Annotated in this window: 25 protein-coding genes; 9 read left to right on the top strand and 16 right to left on the bottom strand. The window is 67.7% G+C overall.

Annotated features, from left to right (window positions below):
- Positions 1–135: 135 nt before the first annotated feature.
- Positions 136–1,482 (top strand): hypothetical protein, encoded by a 1,347-nt coding sequence (locus ASD69_RS16830; protein WP_056180928.1) that lies wholly within the window; start codon positions 136–138, stop codon positions 1,480–1,482.
- Positions 1,483–2,176: 694 nt separating this feature from the next.
- Here the strand turns inward: ASD69_RS16830 and ASD69_RS16835 are convergent.
- Together ASD69_RS16835 and rsgA are read right to left on the bottom strand one after the other, a co-directional pair.
- Positions 2,177–3,451, bottom strand: a complete 1,275-nt coding sequence (locus tag ASD69_RS16835) for a flavohemoglobin expression-modulating QEGLA motif protein (RefSeq protein ID WP_056180930.1) — start codon at positions 3,449–3,451, stop codon at positions 2,177–2,179.
- A gap of 164 nt (positions 3,452–3,615) precedes the next feature.
- On the bottom strand, positions 3,616–4,737 hold the full coding sequence (gene rsgA / locus ASD69_RS16840) for a ribosome small subunit-dependent GTPase A (RefSeq protein WP_056180933.1): 1,122 nt from the start codon (positions 4,735–4,737) through the stop codon (positions 3,616–3,618).
- 195 nt (positions 4,738–4,932) lie between these two features.
- Here rsgA and ASD69_RS16845 point away from each other — a divergent pair, with 195 nt between their 5' ends.
- The 3 genes from ASD69_RS16845 (at position 4,933) to ASD69_RS16855 (ending at position 7,614) form a co-directional block, all read left to right on the top strand.
- A complete protein-coding gene (locus ASD69_RS16845) occupies positions 4,933–6,186 on the top strand; it encodes an aminotransferase class I/II-fold pyridoxal phosphate-dependent enzyme (protein ID WP_056180937.1) in 1,254 nt (417 codons plus the stop codon).
- Positions 6,187–6,194: 8 nt separating this feature from the next.
- Positions 6,195–6,830 carry an SGNH/GDSL hydrolase family protein gene (locus ASD69_RS16850; protein WP_235567250.1) on the top strand — a complete coding sequence of 212 codons (636 nt, stop codon included), beginning with the start codon at positions 6,195–6,197 and terminating at the stop codon, positions 6,828–6,830.
- A gap of 109 nt (positions 6,831–6,939) precedes the next feature.
- Positions 6,940–7,614 carry a methyltransferase domain-containing protein gene (locus ASD69_RS16855; RefSeq protein ID WP_056180939.1) on the top strand — a complete coding sequence of 225 codons (675 nt, stop codon included), beginning with the start codon at positions 6,940–6,942 and terminating at the stop codon, positions 7,612–7,614.
- A 265-nt stretch (positions 7,615–7,879) separates the two neighbouring features.
- Here the strand turns inward: ASD69_RS16855 and ASD69_RS16860 are convergent, their stop codons facing one another.
- Positions 7,880–8,653, bottom strand: coding sequence for a polysaccharide deacetylase family protein (locus ASD69_RS16860; RefSeq protein ID WP_056181297.1), 774 nt, complete (start codon positions 8,651–8,653; stop codon positions 7,880–7,882).
- A 95-nt stretch (positions 8,654–8,748) separates the two neighbouring features.
- Here ASD69_RS16860 and grxD point away from each other — a divergent pair, with 95 nt between their 5' ends.
- Positions 8,749–9,675, top strand: a complete 927-nt coding sequence (gene grxD / locus ASD69_RS16865; protein ID WP_056180943.1) for a Grx4 family monothiol glutaredoxin — start codon at positions 8,749–8,751, stop codon at positions 9,673–9,675.
- 501 nt (positions 9,676–10,176) lie between these two features.
- Here the strand turns inward: grxD and ASD69_RS16870 are convergent.
- From ASD69_RS16870 to ASD69_RS16880, 3 genes are all read right to left on the bottom strand, one after another.
- Positions 10,177–10,737 carry a DUF924 family protein gene (locus ASD69_RS16870; protein ID WP_056180946.1) on the bottom strand — a complete coding sequence of 187 codons (561 nt, stop codon included), beginning with the start codon at positions 10,735–10,737 and terminating at the stop codon, positions 10,177–10,179.
- 87 nt (positions 10,738–10,824) lie between these two features.
- Entirely contained in the window at positions 10,825–11,391 is a 567-nt protein-coding gene (locus tag ASD69_RS16875; RefSeq protein ID WP_056180948.1) for a lysozyme inhibitor LprI family protein, read from the bottom strand.
- A gap of 511 nt (positions 11,392–11,902) precedes the next feature.
- Positions 11,903–12,679, bottom strand: a complete 777-nt coding sequence (locus ASD69_RS16880) for an AMP nucleosidase (protein ID WP_056180952.1) — start codon at positions 12,677–12,679, stop codon at positions 11,903–11,905.
- A gap of 132 nt (positions 12,680–12,811) precedes the next feature.
- On the opposite strand from ASD69_RS16880, the gene ASD69_RS16885 reads away from it, so the two are divergent.
- The gene (locus ASD69_RS16885; RefSeq protein WP_056180955.1) at positions 12,812–14,269 is read left to right on the top strand and encodes an amidohydrolase; all 1,458 of its coding nucleotides are present in this window, start codon (positions 12,812–12,814) and stop codon (positions 14,267–14,269) included.
- A gap of 29 nt (positions 14,270–14,298) precedes the next feature.
- Complete coding sequence (locus tag ASD69_RS16890; protein WP_235567257.1) at positions 14,299–15,588, top strand: amidohydrolase family protein; 1,290 nt, start codon at positions 14,299–14,301, stop codon at positions 15,586–15,588.
- Positions 15,589–15,648: 60 nt separating this feature from the next.
- Here the strand turns inward: ASD69_RS16890 and ASD69_RS16895 are convergent, their stop codons facing one another.
- The 6 genes from ASD69_RS16895 to ASD69_RS16920 all read right to left on the bottom strand — a co-directional run bounded on the left by ASD69_RS16895 (position 15,649) and on the right by ASD69_RS16920 (position 18,711).
- Entirely contained in the window at positions 15,649–15,999 is a 351-nt protein-coding gene (locus ASD69_RS16895) for a hypothetical protein (protein ID WP_157499263.1), read from the bottom strand.
- Positions 16,000–16,095: 96 nt separating this feature from the next.
- On the bottom strand, positions 16,096–16,527 hold the full coding sequence (locus tag ASD69_RS16900; RefSeq protein WP_056180961.1) for a hypothetical protein: 432 nt from the start codon (positions 16,525–16,527) through the stop codon (positions 16,096–16,098).
- A gap of 135 nt (positions 16,528–16,662) precedes the next feature.
- Positions 16,663–17,076 carry a VOC family protein gene (locus ASD69_RS16905; protein ID WP_343123761.1) on the bottom strand — a complete coding sequence of 138 codons (414 nt, stop codon included), beginning with the start codon at positions 17,074–17,076 and terminating at the stop codon, positions 16,663–16,665.
- A 22-nt stretch (positions 17,077–17,098) separates the two neighbouring features.
- On the bottom strand, positions 17,099–17,479 hold the full coding sequence (locus ASD69_RS16910) for a VOC family protein (protein WP_157499265.1): 381 nt from the start codon (positions 17,477–17,479) through the stop codon (positions 17,099–17,101).
- A 118-nt stretch (positions 17,480–17,597) separates the two neighbouring features.
- Positions 17,598–18,182, bottom strand: coding sequence for a hypothetical protein (locus tag ASD69_RS16915; protein ID WP_056180970.1), 585 nt, complete (start codon positions 18,180–18,182; stop codon positions 17,598–17,600).
- A 73-nt stretch (positions 18,183–18,255) separates the two neighbouring features.
- A complete protein-coding gene (locus ASD69_RS16920) occupies positions 18,256–18,711 on the bottom strand; it encodes a hypothetical protein (RefSeq protein WP_056180974.1) in 456 nt (151 codons plus the stop codon).
- 303 nt (positions 18,712–19,014) lie between these two features.
- Here ASD69_RS16920 and ASD69_RS16925 point away from each other — a divergent pair, with 303 nt between their 5' ends.
- The gene (locus ASD69_RS16925; protein ID WP_056180977.1) at positions 19,015–19,311 is read left to right on the top strand and encodes a hypothetical protein; all 297 of its coding nucleotides are present in this window, start codon (positions 19,015–19,017) and stop codon (positions 19,309–19,311) included.
- A 72-nt stretch (positions 19,312–19,383) separates the two neighbouring features.
- Here the strand turns inward: ASD69_RS16925 and ASD69_RS16930 are convergent, their stop codons facing one another.
- The 3 genes from ASD69_RS16930 to ASD69_RS16940 form a co-directional block, all read right to left on the bottom strand.
- Positions 19,384–19,584, bottom strand: a complete 201-nt coding sequence (locus ASD69_RS16930; protein ID WP_056180980.1) for a hypothetical protein — start codon at positions 19,582–19,584, stop codon at positions 19,384–19,386.
- Between the two features lie 21 nt (positions 19,585–19,605).
- Positions 19,606–20,175 (bottom strand): hypothetical protein, encoded by a 570-nt coding sequence (locus ASD69_RS16935; protein ID WP_056180984.1) that lies wholly within the window; start codon positions 20,173–20,175, stop codon positions 19,606–19,608.
- A gap of 63 nt (positions 20,176–20,238) precedes the next feature.
- On the bottom strand, positions 20,239–20,583 hold the full coding sequence (locus tag ASD69_RS16940; RefSeq protein ID WP_056180986.1) for an antibiotic biosynthesis monooxygenase: 345 nt from the start codon (positions 20,581–20,583) through the stop codon (positions 20,239–20,241).
- A 278-nt stretch (positions 20,584–20,861) separates the two neighbouring features.
- Here ASD69_RS16940 and ASD69_RS16945 point away from each other — a divergent pair, with 278 nt between their 5' ends.
- A complete protein-coding gene (locus ASD69_RS16945) occupies positions 20,862–21,443 on the top strand; it encodes a hypothetical protein (protein ID WP_157499267.1) in 582 nt (193 codons plus the stop codon).
- Positions 21,444–21,449: 6 nt separating this feature from the next.
- Here the strand turns inward: ASD69_RS16945 and ASD69_RS16950 are convergent, their stop codons facing one another.
- Entirely contained in the window at positions 21,450–21,887 is a 438-nt protein-coding gene (locus ASD69_RS16950; RefSeq protein WP_162250668.1) for an Hsp70 family protein, read from the bottom strand.
- Positions 21,888–21,903: the final 16 nt, after the last annotated feature.

The raw sequence follows: 21,903 nt of genomic DNA on the forward strand, positions 1-21,903 counted from the left end.
CGCGCCTTCGGTGCCGTTCATTAGTACTTTGGCGTTAGCCCCTACCCGAGCTGCGGGCGTGCGGCAGCCGACGGTGGCGTATGGCCTTGCCTGCGGGCAGGCCACACAATGCGCGTCTCCCAGGCCGGAACCGTCATGAACTCGCCCCCCTCGCGGTCCTGGCCGCATTGGACCTTGCCGATCCTGGTGTTGGCCGGCGTGCTGCTGGCGCAGTCGTTGCTGGTGTTCAATCCGGGCTACTACAGCCACGACGAGCTGCAATGGGCCGCTTTCGCCGGCCAGCACCCGGGTTGGCACTTCCGCGGCTATCTGTGGGCGGACGTGCAGTCGTTTCAGTACCGGCCGCTGACCTTCTCCTTGTGGCTGTGGCTGTCCGAGCACCTGTTCGCGCGGCCGATGCTGTTCCACGGCCTGATGGTGAGCCTGGGCGGGCTCAACGCGGCGATGCTGGCGGTGCTGCTGCGCCGCTTCGGCGTGGCCGCCGGCCCGGCTGGGGCCGGCGCGCTGGTGTTCGCGCTGGGCCCGTTCGCGGCCCTGACCCACGGCTGGGTCGGCACCCTGGCCGATCTGATCTGGGTCGGCTGCGCCCTGCTGGTGGCCCTGCTGGCGCAACGCGAACGGCCCGGTTTCGTAAGCTGGGTCGCGGTGTTCGTGCTCACCTCGCTAGCGCTGCTGGCCAAGGAAGCCGGCATCGTGATCCCGGCCCTGCTGGGACTGGCCTGGCTGTTTCTGGGCCGGCGCCGCGAATGGCTGACCGCGGCCGTGGTCGCGGGCCTGCCGGTGGCGATCTATCTGGCCCTGCGCATCGGCGTGCTGCTGTTCTCGCCGCGCGAGGCCGCCAACTACGGTTGGAGCCTGGCCTTCATTCCCGAACGCTGGGTGGAGTATCAGCTGTATCCGCCGATCGCGACCAAAATGGCGATCGCCGGCACACTTTCGCGTGGACTGGGCGATGGCCGGGTCTGGTTGGCGATCCTGGTGTGGCTGGCGACCGCGGCCGCCTTGTGGCGCGTCGGTGCGCGCTGGTGCCTGGGTTGGCTGTTGGCCGGCACGGCGGCGCTGGGGCCGGTGATGATCCTGGCCGAGTCGGCCAATCAGTACGGTTACGGCTACGCGGCCGCGACCGCGGCGGTGTGCGCGGCGGCTTGGCCGCACATGCGGCGCTGGGGTCGGGGGGTGCTGATCGTCGCGGCGTTGTTGAGCGTGTGGCACGGCGTCAACGTGATGCGGCGCATGCACGAGGTCGGGCGCATCCAGTCGGTGTATTCGCCGGCCTTGGCGCGCGCCGTGGCGCAGGTGCCGGCCGCGGGCGTGCGGCTGAAGCTGGCCGATATCGGGCAAGCGTGGATTTACGAGCGGCTCTCGCACGACATTCCCAGCTACGCCGGCGTCGAGATAGGCGACCGGGTCAAGCTGGTCGCGGCGGACGAAGCCGCGGATTACGAGATCCAGCGCGACGGGTCGCTTAAACCGCTGCGCTGAGCGCTCGCCGCGATCGATCGCTACGTCACGCGACGCTTTCTGTGGGAGCGGCGTAAGCCGCGATCGCGCCGCTCCGGCTACGACGAAATCGCGGCTTAAGCCGCTCCCACAGGAAGCAAGCGCTTTCTTCACGTCTGGACCTGTTACTCGGATGATCCGAGTACTGCCTGTAGAAGCGGCGCGAGCCGCGACCCGCGCAGGCAGCCGAAGCTGCGTGGTCGCGGCTTACGCCGCTCCTACCCCAAGGCTAGGCGCGACGTAAGCACGACGACGAACACGATGTATTCTGTGGGAGCGGCGTAAGCCGCGATGGCGCACCTCCGGCTACGACGAAATCGCGGCTTACGCCGCTCCCACAGGAAGCAAGCGCGTCCTTCTCGTCTTAACCTGTTGCTCGGATGACACGAGCACTGACTGTAGGAGCGGCGCGAGCCGCGACCCGCGCAGGCGGCCGAAGCTGCGTGGTCGCGGCTTACGCCGCTCCTACCCCAAGGCAAGGCGCGGACGTAAGCGCGACGACGAATGAGACGTTTTCTGTGGGAGCGGCGTGAGCCGCGATCGCGTCGCTCCGGCCACCTCGAAATCGCGGCGTGTGAGCGGAGGAAATCCCTGCGGACCGCCGCTGCTACAGAAAGCGAGCGTCGGCTTGACGAATCCTCGTGCGGCGGCGCTCTCACAAAGCGCGGAGCCACCGCTACACGTCCGGCGCCCCACCCGTATCGGCGATGCTGTCCAGACGGATGCGGTTGGCGAACAGCGAGAACGCGAGCATGCCGGCCAGGCCGTTGGCGCGCTGAATCCACGGCGGCATCCAGCGCGGCGGTTTGATCACGCCGGCCTGGAACAGCGGCTCGAAGCGTTGCACGTCGGCCAGGGTCATCTTGCCGGCGAACAGCCAGCGGCACAGATGCAGCTTGCGGCTGCGCAGCGCCCAGCGGAAGAAGGTGTGCACGCCGACCAGGCCGCGCAGGTAGACGGTGTCCTTGGTGAAGGCCGCGCCGCCGTTCGTGGGCACGCCACGGAACACGCGCTGGGCCGAGGCGAAGCTGTCTTCCTGCGACTGCCCTGCATCCAGGAAATAGCGGAACACCTGGATGAAGTCGGCGCCGTCCAGCGCCATCGCCACCGCCTCGATGCGCAAGCTCAGCCGCTTCATGCGGCCGATGTCGATGCTGCCGGTGATCTGCTCGGCGAAAGTCGCCAGGCCTTCCTGGGTCGCGGTGCCGCGTGGCGAAGACAGCGCCAGGCTAGGCAGCACGTGCTGCTCGCGGCCGTTGAGCGCAGTCAGCGAGTGCACGAAGGCTTCGTGCTGCAGCAGCTGGTCGCGATCGTAATCGCTGAAGGCCGCGCCGCTGCGCAGACGGATGCGGGTGGCGCCGGCGGCGGCCTTGGCGATCAGGTCCGGGTCCAGCATCACTTCGATCACACGACCGTCGAAGTAGTCGTCCAGATCGCGCTGCAATTGCAGATGCAGGGCGGTGGCCGAGATCTTCACGGTCTCGGCCGGCGACATCAACTCGTGGTCGAGTTCGTCGGCGATGGAGATGAAATGGCGCGCGGCCTCGCGCGTGCTGGGACCGTGGCCGGGCAGGGCTTCGTCGGGCTTGCCGAACAGTTGGATCGACAGCGCGGTCACGCGCGGGCTGCCCAAGGCTTCCAGCAGCTCGGCGGCGATGCCCCAGCTGTGCGCGGACTCGCTGAGGTACTGGCCCAGCGGATGGTCGGGGTCGGCCTCGGCGGCGACCGCGGCGAGCTCGCGGCGGACTTCGCTGAAGTCGAGTTTGGGATAGGCGATCTGCGGCAGGGTCGCGGTGCCGCGCGCGTAGTCGGCCAGGAACTGCGTCTCCAGCCCGGCCGGCCAGCTCGCCAGGGTCAGCAGCTTAACCTCGCGCGCGGCCCGGACCATGCGCGCGTCCAGCAGCGCGTGGTGCTGGATGTCGGGCGGCAGTTCGAAGGGGTGGGCGCTCATGCGGTCGGCCGGAGCCAGGGCAACAGCAAATCCCCCCCAGCCCCCCTTTTCCAAAGGGGGGAGACAAGCGGGTCGACGACGTCACGAGCAACCCGCGTCGGATACCCCCCTTTGGAAAAGGGGGGCTGGGGGGGTTTGCTCCACAGCCGAGCGGCGCACGCCATCTAATGCTTCCCGTACTTATCGTCCAAACGCTTGTTCAAAGCCTTGCCCAGGACCTTCTCCTGCGACTTCTGCACGCGCCGAGTGGCGAGCTTGTTGGCGGCACCGGCGACCTCGTCGCGCAGCTTCAGATAATTGGCGAAACGCTGCGGGTCGAGCTTGCCGGCCTCGATCGCCGCGCGCACCGCGCAACCCGGTTCGCGTGCATGCGAGCAGTCGCGGAACTTGCACTGCTCGGTCAGGGCTTCGATGTCGGCGAAGTTCTCGGCGACGTTTTCCTCGCCGGTGGGCTTGAGCTCGCGCATGCCGGGGGTGTCGATCAGGCATGCGCCCGAGGGCAAGGGGATCAGCGCGCGGTGGGTTGTGGTGTGCCTGCCGCGGTCGTCGCTGGCACGCACCTCGCCGGTCTTCATGCGCTCCACGCCCAGCAGGGTGTTGGTCAGCGTGGACTTGCCGGCGCCGGAGGAGCCCACCAGCACCGCGGTGCGGCCCGGCAGCAGCCAGGGATTGAGCGCGGCCACCGAGTCCGGATCCTTGGCGTTGACCGGGCGCACGGCGATGTTCTGCGCGGCCAGTTCGACCAGGGTGGCCATCGCCTCGGGCAGGGTGTCCGGGTCGGCGGCATCGGCCAGGTCGGACTTGGTCAGCACGATCACCGGCTCGGCGCCGCCGCCGACCAGCAGCAGGTAGCGCTCGATCCGGCGCGGATTGAAGTCGGCGTCCAGGCCGCAGACGATGAAGACGGTGTCTACGTTGGCCGCGATCAGCTGCTGCTTGTAGTGCTCGCCGGCCGCGCCGCGTTTGATCGCGGTGCGCCGCGGTAGCAGGGCGACGATCTTCTGGTTACCGCCGGAGGGGCCCTCGATCAGGACCCAGTCGCCGACGCCGGGGCGCTGCTCGGGCGGGAAGCGCGGACGCTGCCATTCGGGCAGGGATTCGACGGGGAAACCGGTTTCCGGCCCATCGGCGACCACATAACCGCTGCGGTGCTGTTCGACCACCCGCACCGGACGGGCCTCGGGGTGGGCCGCCAGCGCCTCGCGCCAGCTGGGTTCGGTCGGCAAGGTCTCGCCGGTTGGCAGGGGCCAACCGATCGCCAGCAGCGCGGCGAGCTCGGGGGTCAAAACGGGTTGGGCAGGCTGTGCATGGCCGGATTCTACATAGGCCGGCGCGGCGCACCGCACCGCGGGTCGCCCGATCGCGTGTCCGGACCGCAACGCCGCGCACAAACGCGGCCCCGGGCGGCGTGCGGCGGCGGCTGTTTCGGCGCGCCGATTCGGCTAGTCTGGCGGGTATTCCGCTCAAAACACCGCCCCGCAATGTCCCTGCCCCCTTTGAAGACCCGCGAACGCCTGTCCGAAGTCCGTTACGAAATCCGCGGCGAGCTCGCCCGGCGCGCACGCGAACTCGAGGCCCAGGGCCGCAAGCAGATCAAGCTCAACATCGGCAACCCCGGCGCCTTCGGTTTCCGCGCCCCGGAGCACCTGCAACGCGCGATCGCCGAACGCATCGCCGACACCGACCCTTACACCCATCAGCAAGGCCTGCCGGTCGCGCGCGAAGCCATCGCCGCTTTCCATAAGCAGCGCGGCACGCCCAATGCCTCGCCCGAGCGCGTGTTCGTCGGCAACGGCGTGAGCGAGCTGATCGACCTCAGCCTGCGCGCGCTGCTCAATCCCGGCGACGAAGTGCTGCTGCCCTCGCCCGACTACCCGCTGTGGTCGGCCGCGACCATCCTCAACGACGGCCGCCCGGTCTATTACCGCTGCCAGCCCGAGAACGGCTTCCTGCCCGACCCGGACGAGATCGAGCAACTGATCTCCAGCCGCACCCGCGCGATCGTGCTGATCAACCCCAACAACCCGACCGGCGCCGCCTATCCGCGCGCGCTGATCGAGAAGATCGTCGCCATCGCCGCGCGCCACAAGCTGCTGCTGATGTGCGACGAGATCTACGACTCCATCCTGTACGACGGCGCCCAGTTCACCCCGGTCGCGCCGATCGCCGGCGACCTGCCCTGCCTGAGCTTCGGCGGCCTGTCCAAGGTCCACCGCGCCTGCGGCTGGCGCGTGGGCTGGGCGGTGCTGTCCGGCGACCCGGTCGCCAGCGGCGATTTCCACCACGCCATGGACCTGCTGGGCGCGCTGCGCCTGTGCGCCAACGTGCCGGGCCAGTTCGCGATCGAAGCCGCATTGCACGGCGAGGACACCATCGCGCCGTTGTGCGCGCCGGGCGGCCGCCTGTACGAAGCGCGCCGCGCGGTGATCGAAGCCGTGGACGCCAGCAAGCACCTGGAGCTGGTCGCGCCGGCCGGCGCGCTGTACGCGTTCCCGTCCGTGGTCGGTCCGGCCGCGCAGGGCTTCGACGACCACAAGTTCGCCTTGGAACTGCTGGAAACCGAAGACGTGCTGGTGGTGCCGGGCTCCAGCTTCAACGTGCCCTACCGCAATCACTTCCGCGTGACCCTGCTGCCGCAGCCGGAGGATTTGCGCGAAGTCTTCCACCGCATCGAGCGCGTGCTCGACCGCCACGCCGAGCGCGCGGCCGAGGCCAGCCGCGCCGCCGTGGCCTGAGTCGCGCCGTGGCCGTGCCGCTGCCCTTGCAGCCCTACCTCGCGCTGGGCGACAGCTACACCATCGGCGAAGCGGTCGAGGAAGCGGGGCGTTGGCCGGTGCAGCTGGCGCGCGCCCTGCGCGACGAAGGCGCAACCCTGGCCTGGCCGCGCATCATCGCCACCACCGGCTGGACCACCGACGAGCTGAGCACGGCCCTGGACGCGGCCGAGCCGCTGGGGCGCTGGGAGCTGGTCAGCCTGCTGATCGGCGTCAACAACCAGTACCGCGCGCGCAGCGTGGCCGACTACGTCGGCGAGTACCGCGCCCTGCTGCAACGCGCGATCCGCTATGCCGGCGATCGCCCGCAGCGCGTGCTGGCGATGTCGATCCCGGACTGGGGCGTGACCGCGTTCGGCCAGCGCGACGCGCGCGGCAGCGCCACCATCGGCGCCGAGATCGACGCCTACAACGAGGCCGCGCGCGCGATCTGCGAGCGTCACGGCGTGGCCTGGGTCGATATCACCCCGGTCTCGCGCGAGCTCGGCGCGCAGGCGGCGATGCTGGCCGAGGACGGCCTGCACCCATCGGCGGCGATGTACACGCATTGGACGCAACGCGCGCTGCCGGTGGCGCGGCGCCTGCTGGCGGACGGCGGTCGCTGAGCCTGCGCGACACGCGATTTCCATCGCGGCCGACGGCAATGCCACACTGCGTCCGCGGACCCACCGCCAGCGGAGCCAGCAGGAAGCAATGAACGAAGCGGCACAAGCGATGGCCAATGGACAGGCGCTGCGGATCGCGCGCGCCTTCCTGCCCGAGCATCCGCTCGGCAACCGTTGGGACTACTACTACAGCCGCGCCAAGCTGGGCAGCGACCCGCTCTACCCCGGTGTGAGCGCGGCCCTGCGCGGCAGCCGCGCGCCCTTGCTGGACCTGGGCTGCGGGCTCGGACTGCTCGCCCACACCTTGTATGCCGACGGCATCCAGCTGCCCTACCGCGGCGTCGACAGCGACGCCGGCAAGATCCGTCGCGCCACCCGCGCCGCCGCGCGCGCGGGCCTGCACGAGGCGCGCTTCGACACCGTCGACCTGGCGCGCGAAGTGCCCGAGCATCGCGGCAGCGTGGTGATGCTGGACGTGCTGCAGTTCATCCCGCCCGCCGCGCAAGCGCGCGCGATCGACGCCATGATCGCGATGCTGACCCCCGGCGCACGCCTGGTGATCCGCACCGGCCTGGACGACGGCACCGGCCGCGCCCGCGTCACCCGCATCACCGACGTGTTCTCGCGCGTGGTCGGCTGGATGAACGCGATGCCGCGCTATTACCCCAACGGCGACGAGCTGCGCGCGCGCTTGCGCGACGCCGGCCTGGCGGTGGAGTTCACGCCGCTGTTCGGCAAGACACCGTTCAACAACTGGCGGATCGTGGCGGCGAAGCCGGAGTAGCTTGGCGGCGGCTAGGTTCGCCCCAGTACTTCCTACGCTTCCAGGGCTTCCAGGGCTTCCTGTGGGAGCGGCGTAAGCCGCGATCGCGCAACTTCGACCACATCGAAATCGCGGCTCGCACCGCTCCCACAGAAATCCAGCGCATGGTCTTGGGTAGGAGCAAACGCACCGCCTTGGGGCAGGAGCGACGCAAATCGCAACCGCGTCTCTCGGCCACCTGCGCGGTCGCGGCTCACGCCGCTCCTACAAGGGCTAGCGCGAGGCCTTAGACCGGCTCGGGCAGCGTGCAGCGATAGTCCAATTCGCGCAGCCGCTCCAGCAACAGACGCATGGTCTCGATATTGCGCCCGTGCCCCGCGCCCTCGTGCATCAGCACGATCGCGCCCGGCGCCAGATCGCGTTCGATCCGCGCCAGCACGCTGTGCGGGTCCGCGGCCACCGCATCGAAACCGCGCGCCGACCAGGCCACGCGTGCCAGACCGTGACGGCGCAAGGCCGCAGCGACGAAGGGATTGGCCATGCCGACCACCGCGCGGAACCAGCGCGGCGGGTGCCCCGACAGCGCGCTCAGACTGGCCTGCGCCTCGGCGATCTCGGCCGCCATCCGCCGTGGCGGCAGCGCCCAGAACCAGGCAGACGGATGCGAATGGCTGTGATTGCCGATACCGTGCCCGCGTCGCGCGATCTCGGCCACCAACTCCGGCCGCGCCTGCGCGCGCTGTCCGACCAGGAAAAACGTCGCCTTGGCCCCGTGCGCGTCCAGCAGATCCAGCATCGCCGGCGTCTCGGCCGAAGGGCCGTCGTCGATGGTCAGCCAGACTTCGCGGCGATCCGTCTCCAGCCGCGACAGCACCGGGCTGAACAGGCGCGACTGCGGGCGCAGCGTGGCCCAGAACATCAGGCCGTGGCTGAGTAGCATCGCCGCCAACCCCGCCTGCCAACCCCAGACCCACCACACGCCAATCACCGCCAGCTGCGACGCGCCGAACGCCCAGACCGCGGCCCAGGGCCGGCGCGGGATTCGGTGGGGGGCGGTCATGCTCATGAGCGGCATCTTAGCGGAGCGCCGCCCGGGCCTTGCGGCACGGACCGCCCGCCCCCATGTCGCCGGAACCTCACGTCCGGCGTCCCATCATGTCCCTCGACCCCGCGCTGCGTACGCGCATCGAAACCCTGCTCCAGTCCAATCGCGTCGTGCTGTTCATGAAGGGCGCCCCGAACGCGCCGCAATGCGGCTTCTCGGCCAAGGCCTCCGGCGCGCTCAACGCGCTGCTGCCGCAGGGCTATACCCACGTCGACGTGCTGTCCGATCCGGAGATCCGCGAAGGCATCAAGCAGTACGGCGAGTGGCCGACGATCCCGCAGCTGTACATCGACGGCCAGCTGGTCGGCGGCAGCGACATCATCGAGCAGATGGCCGGCAGCGGCGAGCTGCACGGCGTGCTCGGCCTGCCCGCGCCGGACCGCAGCCCGCCGAAGCTGAGCATCAGCCCGGCCGCCGCGCAGATGCTGCGCGACGCGGTCGCCAACGCCGGCGACGGCTACGCGGTGCAGCTGGAAGTGGACGCGCGCCACAACGTGCGCCTGCAGCTGGCGCCGATCGACAGCAACGCGGTCGCGGTGGAAACCGACGGCGTGCGCGTGCAGACCGACTGGGTCAACGCCCGTCGCGCCGACGGCGTCAGCATCGACTGGGCCGACGACGAACGCGGCCGCGGCCTGGTGATCACCAACCCGAACGCGCCGCCGACCGTGCGCGCGATCTCGCCCGCCGACGCTCAGGCGCGCGTGCGCGACGGCGCGCTGCGCCTGATCGACGTGCGCCCGGCCGACGAGCGCGCGCTGGCCTCGGTCAACGTGGCCTACGACAGTTTCGATGCCGGCGTGGAAGCGCTGGAAGGCCTGCCCAAGGATGCGCCGCTGGCGTTCCTGTGCCACCACGGCGGCCGCAGCGCGCAAGCGGCGGAGCATTTCCGTCAGCGCGGTTTCCGCGAGATCTATAACGTCGAAGGCGGCATCGAGGCCTGGGCCGACGTGGACGCGACGATTCCGCGTTACTGATCGGTATCGCATGAATACGAAAACGGCCGCGGATTCCGCGGCCGTTTTCGTTTGCGCCGCTCGACCCGATCAGGCTAAACGCGCACGACGCCTTGCAGGAGTAGCGCAAGCCGCGACCAACGTAGGCGGCCGAAGCGACGCAATCGCGGCTTACGCCGCTCCCACAGAAGGCTTGAGGCCCTGCCTTGGGGTAGGAGCGGCGTGAGCCGCGACCTGCGCAGGCGGCCGAAGTGACGCAATCGCGGCTTACGCCGCTCCCACAAAAGGCTTGGGGCCCTGCCTTGGGGTAGGAGCGGCGCAAGCCGCGACCTGCGCAGGCGGCCGAAGGTTGCGGTCGCGGCTTACGCCGCTCCTACCCCAAAGCCAGGCTCGACTAAACGCGATCTGCTCTCTGTGGGAGCGGCGTAAGCCGCGATCGCGTCGCTCCGACTAGGACGAAATCGCGGCTTGTGCCGCTGCCACAGACAGCGCTGGCGATTGGCATCGCTGCGGCAGCGACGCTCAGCCTTTGAACCCGCCGTTATCAAGATAGGCCAGCTCTTCCACCGTGCTCTCCCGCCCCAAGGCCTGATTGCGATGCGGGAAGCGGCCGAAGCGCTCGATGATCTGCAGATGCTGCACCGCCCATTGGCTGGGATCCGGCATGTCCTCGGTCACCGGCAGCCCGCAGTGCAGCTCGACCGAGCGCCGCTGATCGTCCATAGCCTCGGAATGCTCGAACGGCAGATAGAAGAACGCACGCAGTCCGGCCTCGATGCGCCGGTCGTCGCCGCGCGCCACTGCCTGGCTCGCGTACATGCGCGCCAGCGGATCGGTCGCGTAGGCATGCGCGCTGCCGCGGAACACGTTGCGCGGAATCTGGTCGAGCAGGATCAGTAGCGCCAGCGCGCCGACTTCGCCCTGCTGCATCCAATCGTCGTGCCGGCGGCTGGCGGCGCGGAAATGCGCTTCGAGGAAGCCCGCGCGGCACTGCGCGTCGAAATGATCGCTGCGATCGAACCAGCGCTGATAGCCGGCTTGACGCCAGAAATCGACGACGTCCTGAGCGGTGGGTTCGGTCACGGAAGATCTCGCATTAAGGTCAGGCTGCGCACGTTAGCAGCCCCCGCGTACGCCGCGCACGAAACCCCACAACGCAGCGTTCCGCGCCTACAGGCTGTCGTCGCCCAGCTGGGTTTCCAGCTCGGTGATCCAGGCCGTGGTGATGCTCTCTAGCGTGACCGCGTGGATCAGCGGCCGGATCGGCCCGGTCGAGTAGGACTGCGAAATGAAGCGCGCGTAGCGCTCGCGAAACGACAGCCAGGCGCGATGCGCCTCCTCGAAGGTGGCGCGGCCGTCGCCATCGAGCTGGCGACGCAGGTGCTCGACCAGCCCGCGCAGGCGCGCATCGACCTGCTCGAACTCGACGATCGCCTGGCGGTTCATGTCGTCCTGGCTGACGCCGTCGTCGTCGCTTTGGCGCGCGACTTCCTCGGCCTTGCTGAAATAGTTGTCGGCCAGGCGCGCGGCGGTCTCGGCCTTGCCGATCAGGCGCGTTTCGAAACGACGCAGATCGTCGAGGCTGGTGTTGCTACCGTCCAGCCCCTGCTTCAGCGCCAGCAGCTTCTGCCCGCGCTCGATCGCGTCGACGGTGTTGCGGCGCTCGACCCGACGCTGGACGAAATAAAACGACCAGGTGAGTACGGCGCCGATAAGTAGGTAAATGACCTGTTCCATGGTGGTGTCCCGATGCTGGACGCCAGTGTGCGCGACAGGGGTCTCAGGGGGTGCGATGTCGCGTGCTTGCGGTCGCAGATCAGGTTGCTGAACGCTGATTTCTCAGGGGTGGCGGTGGTGCCGCGGAAAAACCCTGGGGCCGGGCGGGCGGATCGCGGAGGCATGGCCGGAGCGTGCGAGCCAAAGCAAATCCTCCCCAACCCTCCTTTGTTAAAGGAGGGAGCACAGCCGCAAGCCTCTGCCCCAAACGCACTTACCTCCCCCTTTGAAAAAGGGGGATTGAGGGGATTTGCTTTTCCCGCAAGCGCCCGTTACATCGCAACGGTGCGGTTCGCCTACAGCTCACCGCACCCTACAGCCGCCACCGCATCCGCACATCTCCGGCCTCCCCCTTTGAAAAAGGGGGATTGAGGGGGATTTGCTTTCCCGCAAGCGCCCGCCACATCGCAACAGTGCGGTTCGCCTACAGCTCACCGCACCCTGCGGCGTCGCGAGGACGTCGGCTTAGCGACTACTCGTCGAAGCGCAGATGCCGCACCGACTTGCCGTGGCGACGGATCAGCTTCAACGCCTCGATACCAACGTTGATGTGATTGTCCACATACTCCGCGCTGACCTTCGCGTCCGAGGCCTCGGTCTTCACGCCCTCCGGAATCATCGGCTGGTCCGACACCAGCAGCAGCGCGCCGCAGGGAATGCGGTTGGCGAAGCCGGCAGCGAAGATGGTCGCGGTTTCCATGTCGATCGCCATGCAGCGCATCGCGCGCAGGCGCTCCTTGAAGGCTTGGTCGTGTTCCCAGACCCGGCGGTTGGTGGTGTAGACCGTGCCGGTCCAGTAGTCGTGGCCGAGGTCGCGAATCATGGTCGAGACCGCGCGCTGCAGCGCGAACGCCGGCAGCGCCGGCACCTCCGGCAGCAGGTAGTCGTTGGACGTGCCCTCGCCGCGGATCGCCGCGATCGGCAGCACCAGATCACCGAGTTCGTTCTTGCGCTTGAGGCCGCCGCACTTGCCCAGGAACAACACCGCCTGCGGCATGATCGCCGACAGCAGATCCATCATGGTCGCCGCGTTCGGGCTGCCCATGCCGAAGTTGATCATGGTGATGCCGTCCGCCGTGGCGCTGGGCATCGGCCGGTCCAGGCCGACCACTTCGGCGCCGGTCAGGCGGGCGAAGGTGTGCAGGTAGCCGCCGAAGTTGGTCAGCAGCACGTGCTGGCCGAACTGATCCAGGGGCACGCCGGTGTAGCGCGGCAGCCAGTTTTCGACGATTTGTTCTTTGTCTTTCACGGTCGCCCGCCTCTTTTTCTAGTTGTTGTACCCCCATTGTCGCACCGCCCATGACTATCGTCAGGGTTGGCGGCGCCCAAGGCGGCCGCTACGGTTCGGGGCTGACCTTGCCGTCACTTTGGGGAAACCACCATGCTTCGACCTTTGCTGGCAGGCTGCGGCCTGGCCCTGCTGGTCGGCGCCGCGCACGCGGCCCCGCCCGCGCCCGCCGCCGGCTCGCGCTTCACCCAGGACCCGTATCCCAGCACCTACCGCCCGGTCGCCTCCGGCCCGGTCCTGCTGCAGCATGCGACCGTATTGACCGGCACCGGCCAGCGCCTGGACGACGCCGACGTGCTGATGCGGGACGGCAAAGTGGTCGCGGTCGGCACCGGCCTGGACGCGCCGGCCGACGCCACCCGCGTCGACGCCACCGGCAAGTGGATCACCCCCGGCCTGATCGACGTGCACTCGCACCTGGGCGTGTACTCCAGCCCCGGCGTCAGCGCCCACAGCGACGGCAACGAGATGACCAGCCCGGTCACCCCCAACGTCTGGGCCGAGCACTCGGTCTGGCCGCAGGACCCGGGCTTCGCCGCCGCCATGGCCGGCGGCATCACCACCCTGCAGGTGCTGCCCGGCTCGGCCAATCTGATCGGCGGCCGCGGCGTGACCCTCAAGAACGTGCCCGCCACGACCTACCAGGCGATGAAATTCCCGGGCGCGCCCTGGGGCCTGAAGATGGCCTGCGGCGAGAACCCCAAGCGCGTCTACGGCGGCCGCAACACCTCGCCGGGCACGCGCATGGGCAACGTCGCCGGCTACCGCGCCGCCTTCATCGACGCCAGCGAGTACGTGCGCAAGAACACCCCCAAGGCCGAGCAGCCCAAGAAGAAGCGCAGCTGGTGGCAGAGCTCGTCCAACGGCAACGGCGCCGCCGCCGACAGCGACAAGGACGCCGGCGGCAAGCGCGACCTCAAGCTCGACACCCTGGCCGGCGCGATCAAGGGCGACATCCTGGTCCACATCCATTGCTACCGCGCCGACGAGATGGCGACCATGTTGGACCTGGCCAAGGAGTTCGGCTTCAAGGTCAGCGCCTTCCACCATGGCGTGGAGGCTTACAAGATCGCCGACCGCCTGGCCGCCGAAGGCGTGTGCGGCGCGCTCTGGGCCGACTGGTGGGGCTTCAAGATGGAAGCCTTCGACGGCATCCAGGAGAACATCGCCCTGGTCGACCGCCCGCAGAACAGTTGCGCGATCGTGCATTCGGATTCGCAGGAAGGCATCCAGCGCTTGAACCAGGAAGCGGCCAAGGTGATGGCGCACGCCAAGCTGGCCGGCATCGACATCCCGCCCGAGCGCGCGATCCGCTGGCTGACCCAGAACGCCGCCAAGTCGCTGGGCGTGCTCGACAAGACCGGCACCCTGGAGACCGGCAAGATGGCCGACGTGGTGGTGTGGAACGGCAACCCCTTCAGCGTCTACGCCAAGGCCGAACAGGTCTACGTGGACGGCGCGCGCATCTACGACCGCAACGACCGCAACCGCCAGCCGACCTCGGACTTCCTGCTCGGCCAGGGCGCACGCGCCGCCGGAGGTGCGCCGTGAGCCGCGCTACCTCCCCGCGCCGTGGCCTGCTGCGCCGCTGCGCCACGCTGTTCCTCGCCTGCGGCTTCGCCCTGCACGGCGCCGCGTTCGCGCAAGACGTATTGATCCGCAACGCCACCGTCCACACCGCCACCGCGCAGGGCAGCCTGCAAGGCGCCGACGTGCTGATCGGCAACGGCCAGGTGCGCGCGATCGGCAAGGGCCTGAAGGCGCCGGCCGGCGCGCAGGTGATCGAGGCCGAGGGCCGCCCGCTCACGCCCACGCTGTTCGGCGGCATCACCGAGATCGGCCTGGAGGAAGTCTCCGGCGAGAAATCCACCGTCGACGAAACCCTGGCCCTGGGCGCCGACACCAAGCAGATGACGGTGCGTCCGGAGTTCGACGTGACCCTGGCCTACAACCCGGAGTCGGTGCTGATCCCGGTCACCCGCATCGAAGGCATCGGCTGGACCCTGCTGGGCGCGGGCACCGCCACCGGCGGCTCGATCGTGGCCGGCCAAGGCGGCGTGATGCGCCTGGACGGCGGCCCCGACCCGACCGGCGCACGCGTGCTGTTCGTGAAGCTGGGCGGCGACGCCTCCGGCCTCAGCGGCAACTCGCGCGCGGCGCAATGGATGATCCTCGACCAGTTGATCGCCGAAGCGCGCGGCCGCATCGGTCCCGACGCCAACGCCGCCCTGCTCACGCCGGCCGGGCGCGCCACCCTGGCGCGCTACCTCGACGGCGGCGGCCGGGTGATGGTGGGCGTGGACCGCGCCGCCGACATCCGCCAGCTGCTGCGCTGGTCCTCGCGCCACGGCGTGCGCATCGCCATCGCTGGCGGCGCCGAGGCGTGGAAGCTCGCACCGCAACTGGCCGCAGCCAAGGTGCCGGTGTTCGTCGACCCGCTGGCCAATCTGCCCGGCGACTTCGACCAGATCGGCGCGAGCATGGAAAACGCCGCGCGCCTGCGCGCCGCGGGTGTCGCCGTCGGCTTCAGCCAAAGCGGCGACGCCTCGCACAACGCCCGCAAGGTCCGCCAACTCGCCGGTAACGCCGTCGCCGCCGGCCTGCCCTGGGCCGACGGCCTGGCCGGCCTCACCCGCGTACCGGCCGAAGCCCTGGGCGTGTCCGCCGAACTCGGCAGCATCGCCCCCGGCCACCGCGCCGACCTGGTGCTGTGGAGCGGCGACCCGCTGGAAGTCAGCAGCGTCGCCCTGCAGGTATGGATGAACGGCCGCGCCATCGAAATGCGCAGCCGCCAGACCGAACTGCGCGACCGCTACCTGCGTCCGGAGAACGGTTTGCCGCGTGCGTATCCGGCGCCGTCGGGGCGATAAGCGATAGGGCGCAGCGGGCCGCGATGCGGCTCGCTGCGCTTGCGCCAAGGTGCTTCCACCTTAGTTGTCGTAGTTCGTGATCTCGGCGTGGATAACACATCTGCCACGTGCCACCAGATAGCCGTCGAAGCCCCAATAGGGCGCCCCGGCTTGTTCGGATCGAAAACTGAAGGAATGAATCCGATCCACAGGCGCGAGTTCGCGTTTGAAAGGGATCGTCGTGGCGTGCGCCTTTTCGAACGCCTCCGCCAGGTACGGCTCAGAGACATCCATACGCTTTCCGAGTTGCTCGACCGTACCGCCCTTGCACTCCGGCGTGGGCTGGACAAAGCGGGAGAGACCCCCTTCCCAACTGGCAGGGTCGAGGGCAGGGAAAGCCTTCCCGCGGGCGATCGCCGATGGAGCGTTCATCCCCACTAGCACCACGAGCAAGCAGCCTCTGACAAGCATTGCGATCCCCTGTAGTACTGAAGAAGTCTCGACCAGAACCTAGCTAGGACATCTTCGCTAAACGCCGCCCTGGCTGCCTCGAAAGCTATTGAACAAGTGCCGCACCGCCGACCCGACAAAGATAAGCACCAGCACTGCCGAAATCAGCCATGTCCACAGGATATGGACCATCATGTACCCCGGCGCGTGTAGGGCGAAAAACGACGAGAACGCAGCCCAAGGCAAGAACAGCACCGCCGCGAGCAAGATACGAGGCCACAGGCGGGCCCCAAGCTTTATGACCTTCGCCAAGAAAAGGGCTTCCAGCAAATAGAAGCCGCAAAAGATCAGGAAATGGCCCGTCGGATGCTCCCATTGCGCCCTGTCTTCATCGCCGTAGAAGAAGTACTGTTTTGGGTCCAAGCTGATCCAGGTGCTGAATCCAATAACCAGCACAGTGGCAGCGGCAATGACCAAGTTCTTGCGCTGGTTCGTCGTGAGATTGACCATGTCACCGACTACAGGTGCTAAGGCACGCCACTAGACGGCGCACGCGCTAGTTTCAGCCATCATGCCAGTCTTCTGCGGCGATGAGCATCGCTCATGCAGCTTTCCAGGGCTCACGCGGTAGCGTATCGGTGCCGATTACGCGTGGTTGATGACCGCCTCGATAGCGTGCCCGTCCGGATCGATCAGAAACGCCGCGTAGTAGTGAGGCCCATAGTCCGGGCGCAGACCGGGCTTGCCGTTATCGGTACCCGCGACCGCCAAGGCCTGCGCATGAAACCGATCCACCGCTGCACGCGACGGCGCCGCGAACGCCACATGAAACCCGGGACCCGGCGCCGCCGAACCGGGCCGCAGCTTCAGGCACAGCTGATCCTCGCCATCCACCAGCCCGTAGCCGATGGCGGTGTCGTCCTCGAACACGCGCCGATAGCGTAAGGCGCCGAGTGCGGCGTCGTAGAAGGTGCCAGCCTTACGCAGGTCGGAAACGGCGATGGATAGGTGATGCAGCATTGGGACCGGCCTTAGTTCGGGCGCGACCGAGCCGCGCATGGGATGGTGCTTAAGCGAAACGCTAGGACACGCTCTGCCGCAGCTGGAACACATTGCCCTCGGGGTCCCGCCCGTCGCACACCCGCACGCCGCGCGCCTGCCATTCGCGTTCTGGCGGCCACAGCTCGCCCCCCAGCCCCACGGCCACCGAACGTGCGGTATCGATGTCGGAAACCGGCAAGCACAGCTTGATGCAGCCGTCTTCGCGGAGCGGATAAGTGGTCGTCTCGCCGGCATCGGAATACCGAATGGCGTGGACGATCAGCTGGAAGCCCGCCGCCTCCAAGACCACGTGTTCATCGTCCGCATGCACGACCGTCATGGCCGCAACGCCTCTGTAGAACGCGGAGATCCTGTCGACGTTGTCCACGAACATCACCGCGGCTGCCGATAGCTGAGTCATCGATCGCCTCGCGGAGACCTGGACGTGTTTCCTTGGCGTTGAGAACGAACCAGACCCAAGCAACGGCTCCAAGAAGGCGGTACGCCGAGGAAGGCGTGCCGGAACCGGATGTTGCTCATCAGCAGCGCCCCGGTCCAGCCGCCCCCACCAGACCCATCGGATCGACGGGCCACGACTGCACGTATACCAGCGCAGCGGCCAGCACCACCAGGGCAATCGAGAACCAGATCGTAAGGCGACTCATGGACGCCTCCGCGCCCGCGACCGACTTATGGCCCTCGCCCCCCACACGCGGCGCAGGCAGTTCGGCCAGAGCAATGGGCGATCCGCCCTCTACCCACTCTATGCCGGCTGCTTGCACAAAACGCAAATCCAATTCAAGCAAGTCCGGGCAGGCCGCCAGGCGCGTCGCCAACGCCGGAGACAGCGGCGCGGTCGGCTCCGCTACTCGGACATAGCGCCCTTCCGCATCCGACCAGTCGTAGGCGTACAAGCCGACCCGGGCATAGCTCTGCCAGACCGCCGAGCTTCCCCAGCCCGTCACCTCCACGGCCTCGCTGATCGCATCGTGCGATCCCACCGAGGCGCGCACCGAATCCGGCACCACGCCGCAGCCCGCGGTGGCGAACAGCGCGAAACTTCCGTCGCGATCGAACGCGAACCAGTCGAACTCTCTGCACTCGATCTCACGAGATGTCGTCATGAGCGCCGAACACCCAAGCCCGACCGCGTTTGCATCTGCACCCGTCTGGACGGATGAACTTTCTTCTCCGGCGTCATTTCGGCCGCGCCTCCGCCGTCAGGATCGTCACCAACGCCAGCCCACCCGCCGCATCGAAACTGAAGTGTACGGAATGCGTCGGGTGGTCGTAGCGCAACCAACCGCCGTGCGCGCCCAGCAAAGTCCGCCCCGGCGAAGCCCCGCGATCCGGCGCGCCCAGCACCGCTTCCACTTCAGCACGCGACGACGCGAACGAAAGGCCGTGCCCGAGCGCGCCGCCGTACTGACTGAAATCGTCCTTGCCGGCACCGTGCAGAAAGATGGTTTGAATCGTGCCGCGCGCATCCAGCTGCAGCTGAATGCCGTGCGCTATCGCGCTCAGATAGCGAACCGCCGCCATGCCTGCTTCCAACGGCGCCTGCGTATGCGCCGCCAATGAATAGGGCGCCAAGGTAAACGCCGTCTCGGGTGCCTCCGGCTTCGACCCTAGCGTGGCGATCAGCTCATTCATTCCTTGAACTCCAGCAGCCGGTATCCGGTCAAGCGCCCATTGCGGTGCCCGGATACAGCCGTAGTAGTGACAGCAACCGAGGTCATCGGCCAGCAACTGCAACTCTAACGTTTCGCACACGGCATCGCCGCTATTTATCTTCGGTCGCAAGGCAACACTCGTCTGAGGCATTGCAGCAAATTGAATAGCGGATCGGAAGCGGCCGATACTGGCCAAGCGCGGATCGCGCCGGAACCCGGCAGGCACGCACGGCCGAAGTACGGCCGGCTCCCCAAGCCGTACATCTCAAGGAGAAGAGAGCGCATGAAGACGCAGAAGCGAACCGGCCACCGCCGGCTATGGATGCTCGGCGCCGCAGCGACGTTGGGTATGTTGGTCTCGGTGGCGGCGTGGGCCGTGCCCTACCCGGCCTACGGCTACACCACGTTGGCCACCTACTACTCGACCGCGGCCAAGACCGAAGTGGTGGGCCTCAGGGCTTACGAAAACTGCCCGCCCGGATCCCCGCCGTTTCTGGACCGGGGCGTGACCTCGGCCCATGTGACGGTCGAGATCATCCGCTGTCCGTTCTGGGGCGGCGACCCGGAACCGGAGCTCTGATCACAAGCCCTCGTTAGCGACACTCCGCCGTCGCGAAACAGCGACGGCGGAATCGCCTCGGCGCGCCGCACCCTATGCCGCGCCCCGCTGGCGTTTGCCCGTGCGACCCGAGCGCGCCCCGTCCGCCGCGGCGCCACCCAACTGCCGCGCCAACTCCGGCTGCTCCCGGCAAAAGCGCGCATTGGCCGCCAAGGTGCCCCAACGCAGCGCCGCGGCCAGCTCGTCGTCCGCGCGCTCCAGAAAACGGCGCTGGCTGTCGGCAGACAGCTGCAACCTCGCATTCCGACTTCCCACTCAGAAGTCTGCGTGCCGACGCTCCCCGAGCACCAAGGCAAGACAGGGTGTGGCGACCAATCCGATTAGAGCCATGGCCGCGGCGGAGTATGGCTGGTCAAGTTCTTGGGCGACCTCCGCGTAGCCTCGCATCCCGCGGGTGCGCCCTCGCAGTGCCGCGCGCATGAAATACGCCTTTGCCATTTCGAGGTTCGGGGGAGTAGAGGTTCGATGGTACTGCGCGTATCCGAGAAGAATTCCAGGCGTTACGCCCCTGCTTTCGGCCTTCAACAAACTGCTATACGCGGCGTCGCGATCCCCAAGTTTGAGTAGAACGCGCGCAAGCCCCTGGTAAGAAACAGCAGTTGGTGCGATGTCAATCATTGCCCGCCAATCGTCTGCTGCGTTGATCAACCCGCCGGACGGCCCGTCCGTCCAGTGCTCGAGCGCCATCGCCCGCCTCACGAGCCCGTCGAGCAACCACGGCTCCCCAGCCTCGATGAGCGCAGAAGCAGCAGCAACAGCCTCTTCGTACCTGCCTAGGGCGAGCGCCTCCTCGGCCCGATCCTTAACGGCTTCGATGTCGTTCATCGCTCGGGCAGCTCTCGCGGCTTGAAGGATTTGTGTGTCCTGGACAATGAAACAGCATCAGCATCATTTCCCAGGCTCTCCGCCCTGACGAAGCGGGGCAAGAAAATCCGCCACCGGCTCCAGGATCAATTCAGGCAGACCCTCGGCTATGCACGCGCGCATTCGGTCCCAGGCCTCGGCATCCACAGACGGAAGCGCGAGCCCCTCGGCCCTGGCCGTCGCCGACGGCCACTGCGTGTAGCTGTACCAGAGTTCGTCCGGCCCGCGGTGCAGACGCGATCCCAGCGAGCCGCGCTCGCGCAACAGCAAATCGGTCACCCGCGACCAGGCCTCGACGAAGGTCTGCTCGGTCCCGGGGTGCAGGCGCCAACGGTAGATGGCGCAGAAGGCGGGGTTGTCGTTGCTCATGGGTTGATTCCACGACGGTTGATCGGTGGCAGGGGATGCCTGCCCAAAGCCTATGAGCGAAAGGTAGCCGGAACGGGGGGCGGCGTCATTGTCCTCCGCGCCCGGGCGGGAGCCATCGACTGTCTTGCCCCTGTCATGGGATTGGCATCGAATCGCCGGAACCGCTCAAGCGCTGCGAGACCGCCATGGATTCATTCCGCACTCGAATAGCGCGACGGGCACCGAAAGCGCCTCGTGGAATGGCCCGGAGCCTTGCGTGCCTGCTATTGCTGCCCGCCGTGAGCTGGTTGGCCGGCGAGGCGCGGGCACAGCAGTGGCAGCTGAGCAAGGAGAAGGATGGCATCCGCATAGAGAGCCGGCGTATTCCGGGGGCACGCTACGAAGAGCTGCGTATCAGCACCTTGTTGAAGGCGTCGCCGGAGGCCATCGCGGACTACCTGTTCGGGAAATACTTGGATGAGAAGAACAAGAACATCCGCCGCAGCTTCGTCCAGCGTGGGCGGGACGTGACCGTGTGGTCGGACGTGCTGAGCACGCCGGTCACCAGCGAGCGCTGCTACTCCATGCGCTTCGAACGGCACGCGCCGGGCAATGGCGAGATCCGGGTTAAGTTCGTATCCCTGGACTACGTAGGCAAGAAGCCATCGGCCGACTGCATCGCGTTGCGCTCGCATGGCGAGTGGGTCATGACGCCCACGGGCGCGGGGACGCGCCTGACTTACGTGTCGCTGACTGACTTCGGCGGCAAGGTCCCGGCGATGCTGGCGGAACGCTCGTTGTCGTCGGCGGCCGTGTCCAGCCTGCGCAAGGTGGTGGCCGGATCCTCGGGGTTGGCGCTGCCCAAGGGGTTCGACGACTGATTGACCCTACTCGATCTGAGTAATGGACAACCGGGAGCTATCCTTGATATCCGTTGCCGAGAGCGTGAACCCGGCGGCATCGACCTCGAACTTCACGGCGATTGCAGGCTCTCCACGTCGCGCTGGTGCAAAGCCCGTAATCTGAAATTCCCCCAAAGATCGAGCTGTTTTGACCATACGGGTATTGCCACGATAGAGGCGCACGAGGATCTGGCTCTGGCCATCCTCCGCCGTGCTGAAGGTTTCGGATCGCGAGCAGGGAATCTCGCAGCCCTTGGTCAGCAACGGCGTAAATACTCCGCCGAGCGTCTCGACGCCCACGGACTCTCGGAGGATCTTGCCCTCCACCAACATAGCCGAGGCCGGCTCCACGAGAATCGACGCACTCTCGGTGTGGAGACACCCGGAAAGGCACAAAGCCAGCAGACCGATCGCGTACTTCACTATCGCCTCCTGGAAC

The sequence above is a fragment of the Lysobacter sp. Root604 genome (genome assembly GCF_001427505.1).
Taxonomy (GTDB): Bacteria; Pseudomonadota; Gammaproteobacteria; order Xanthomonadales; family Xanthomonadaceae; genus Lysobacter.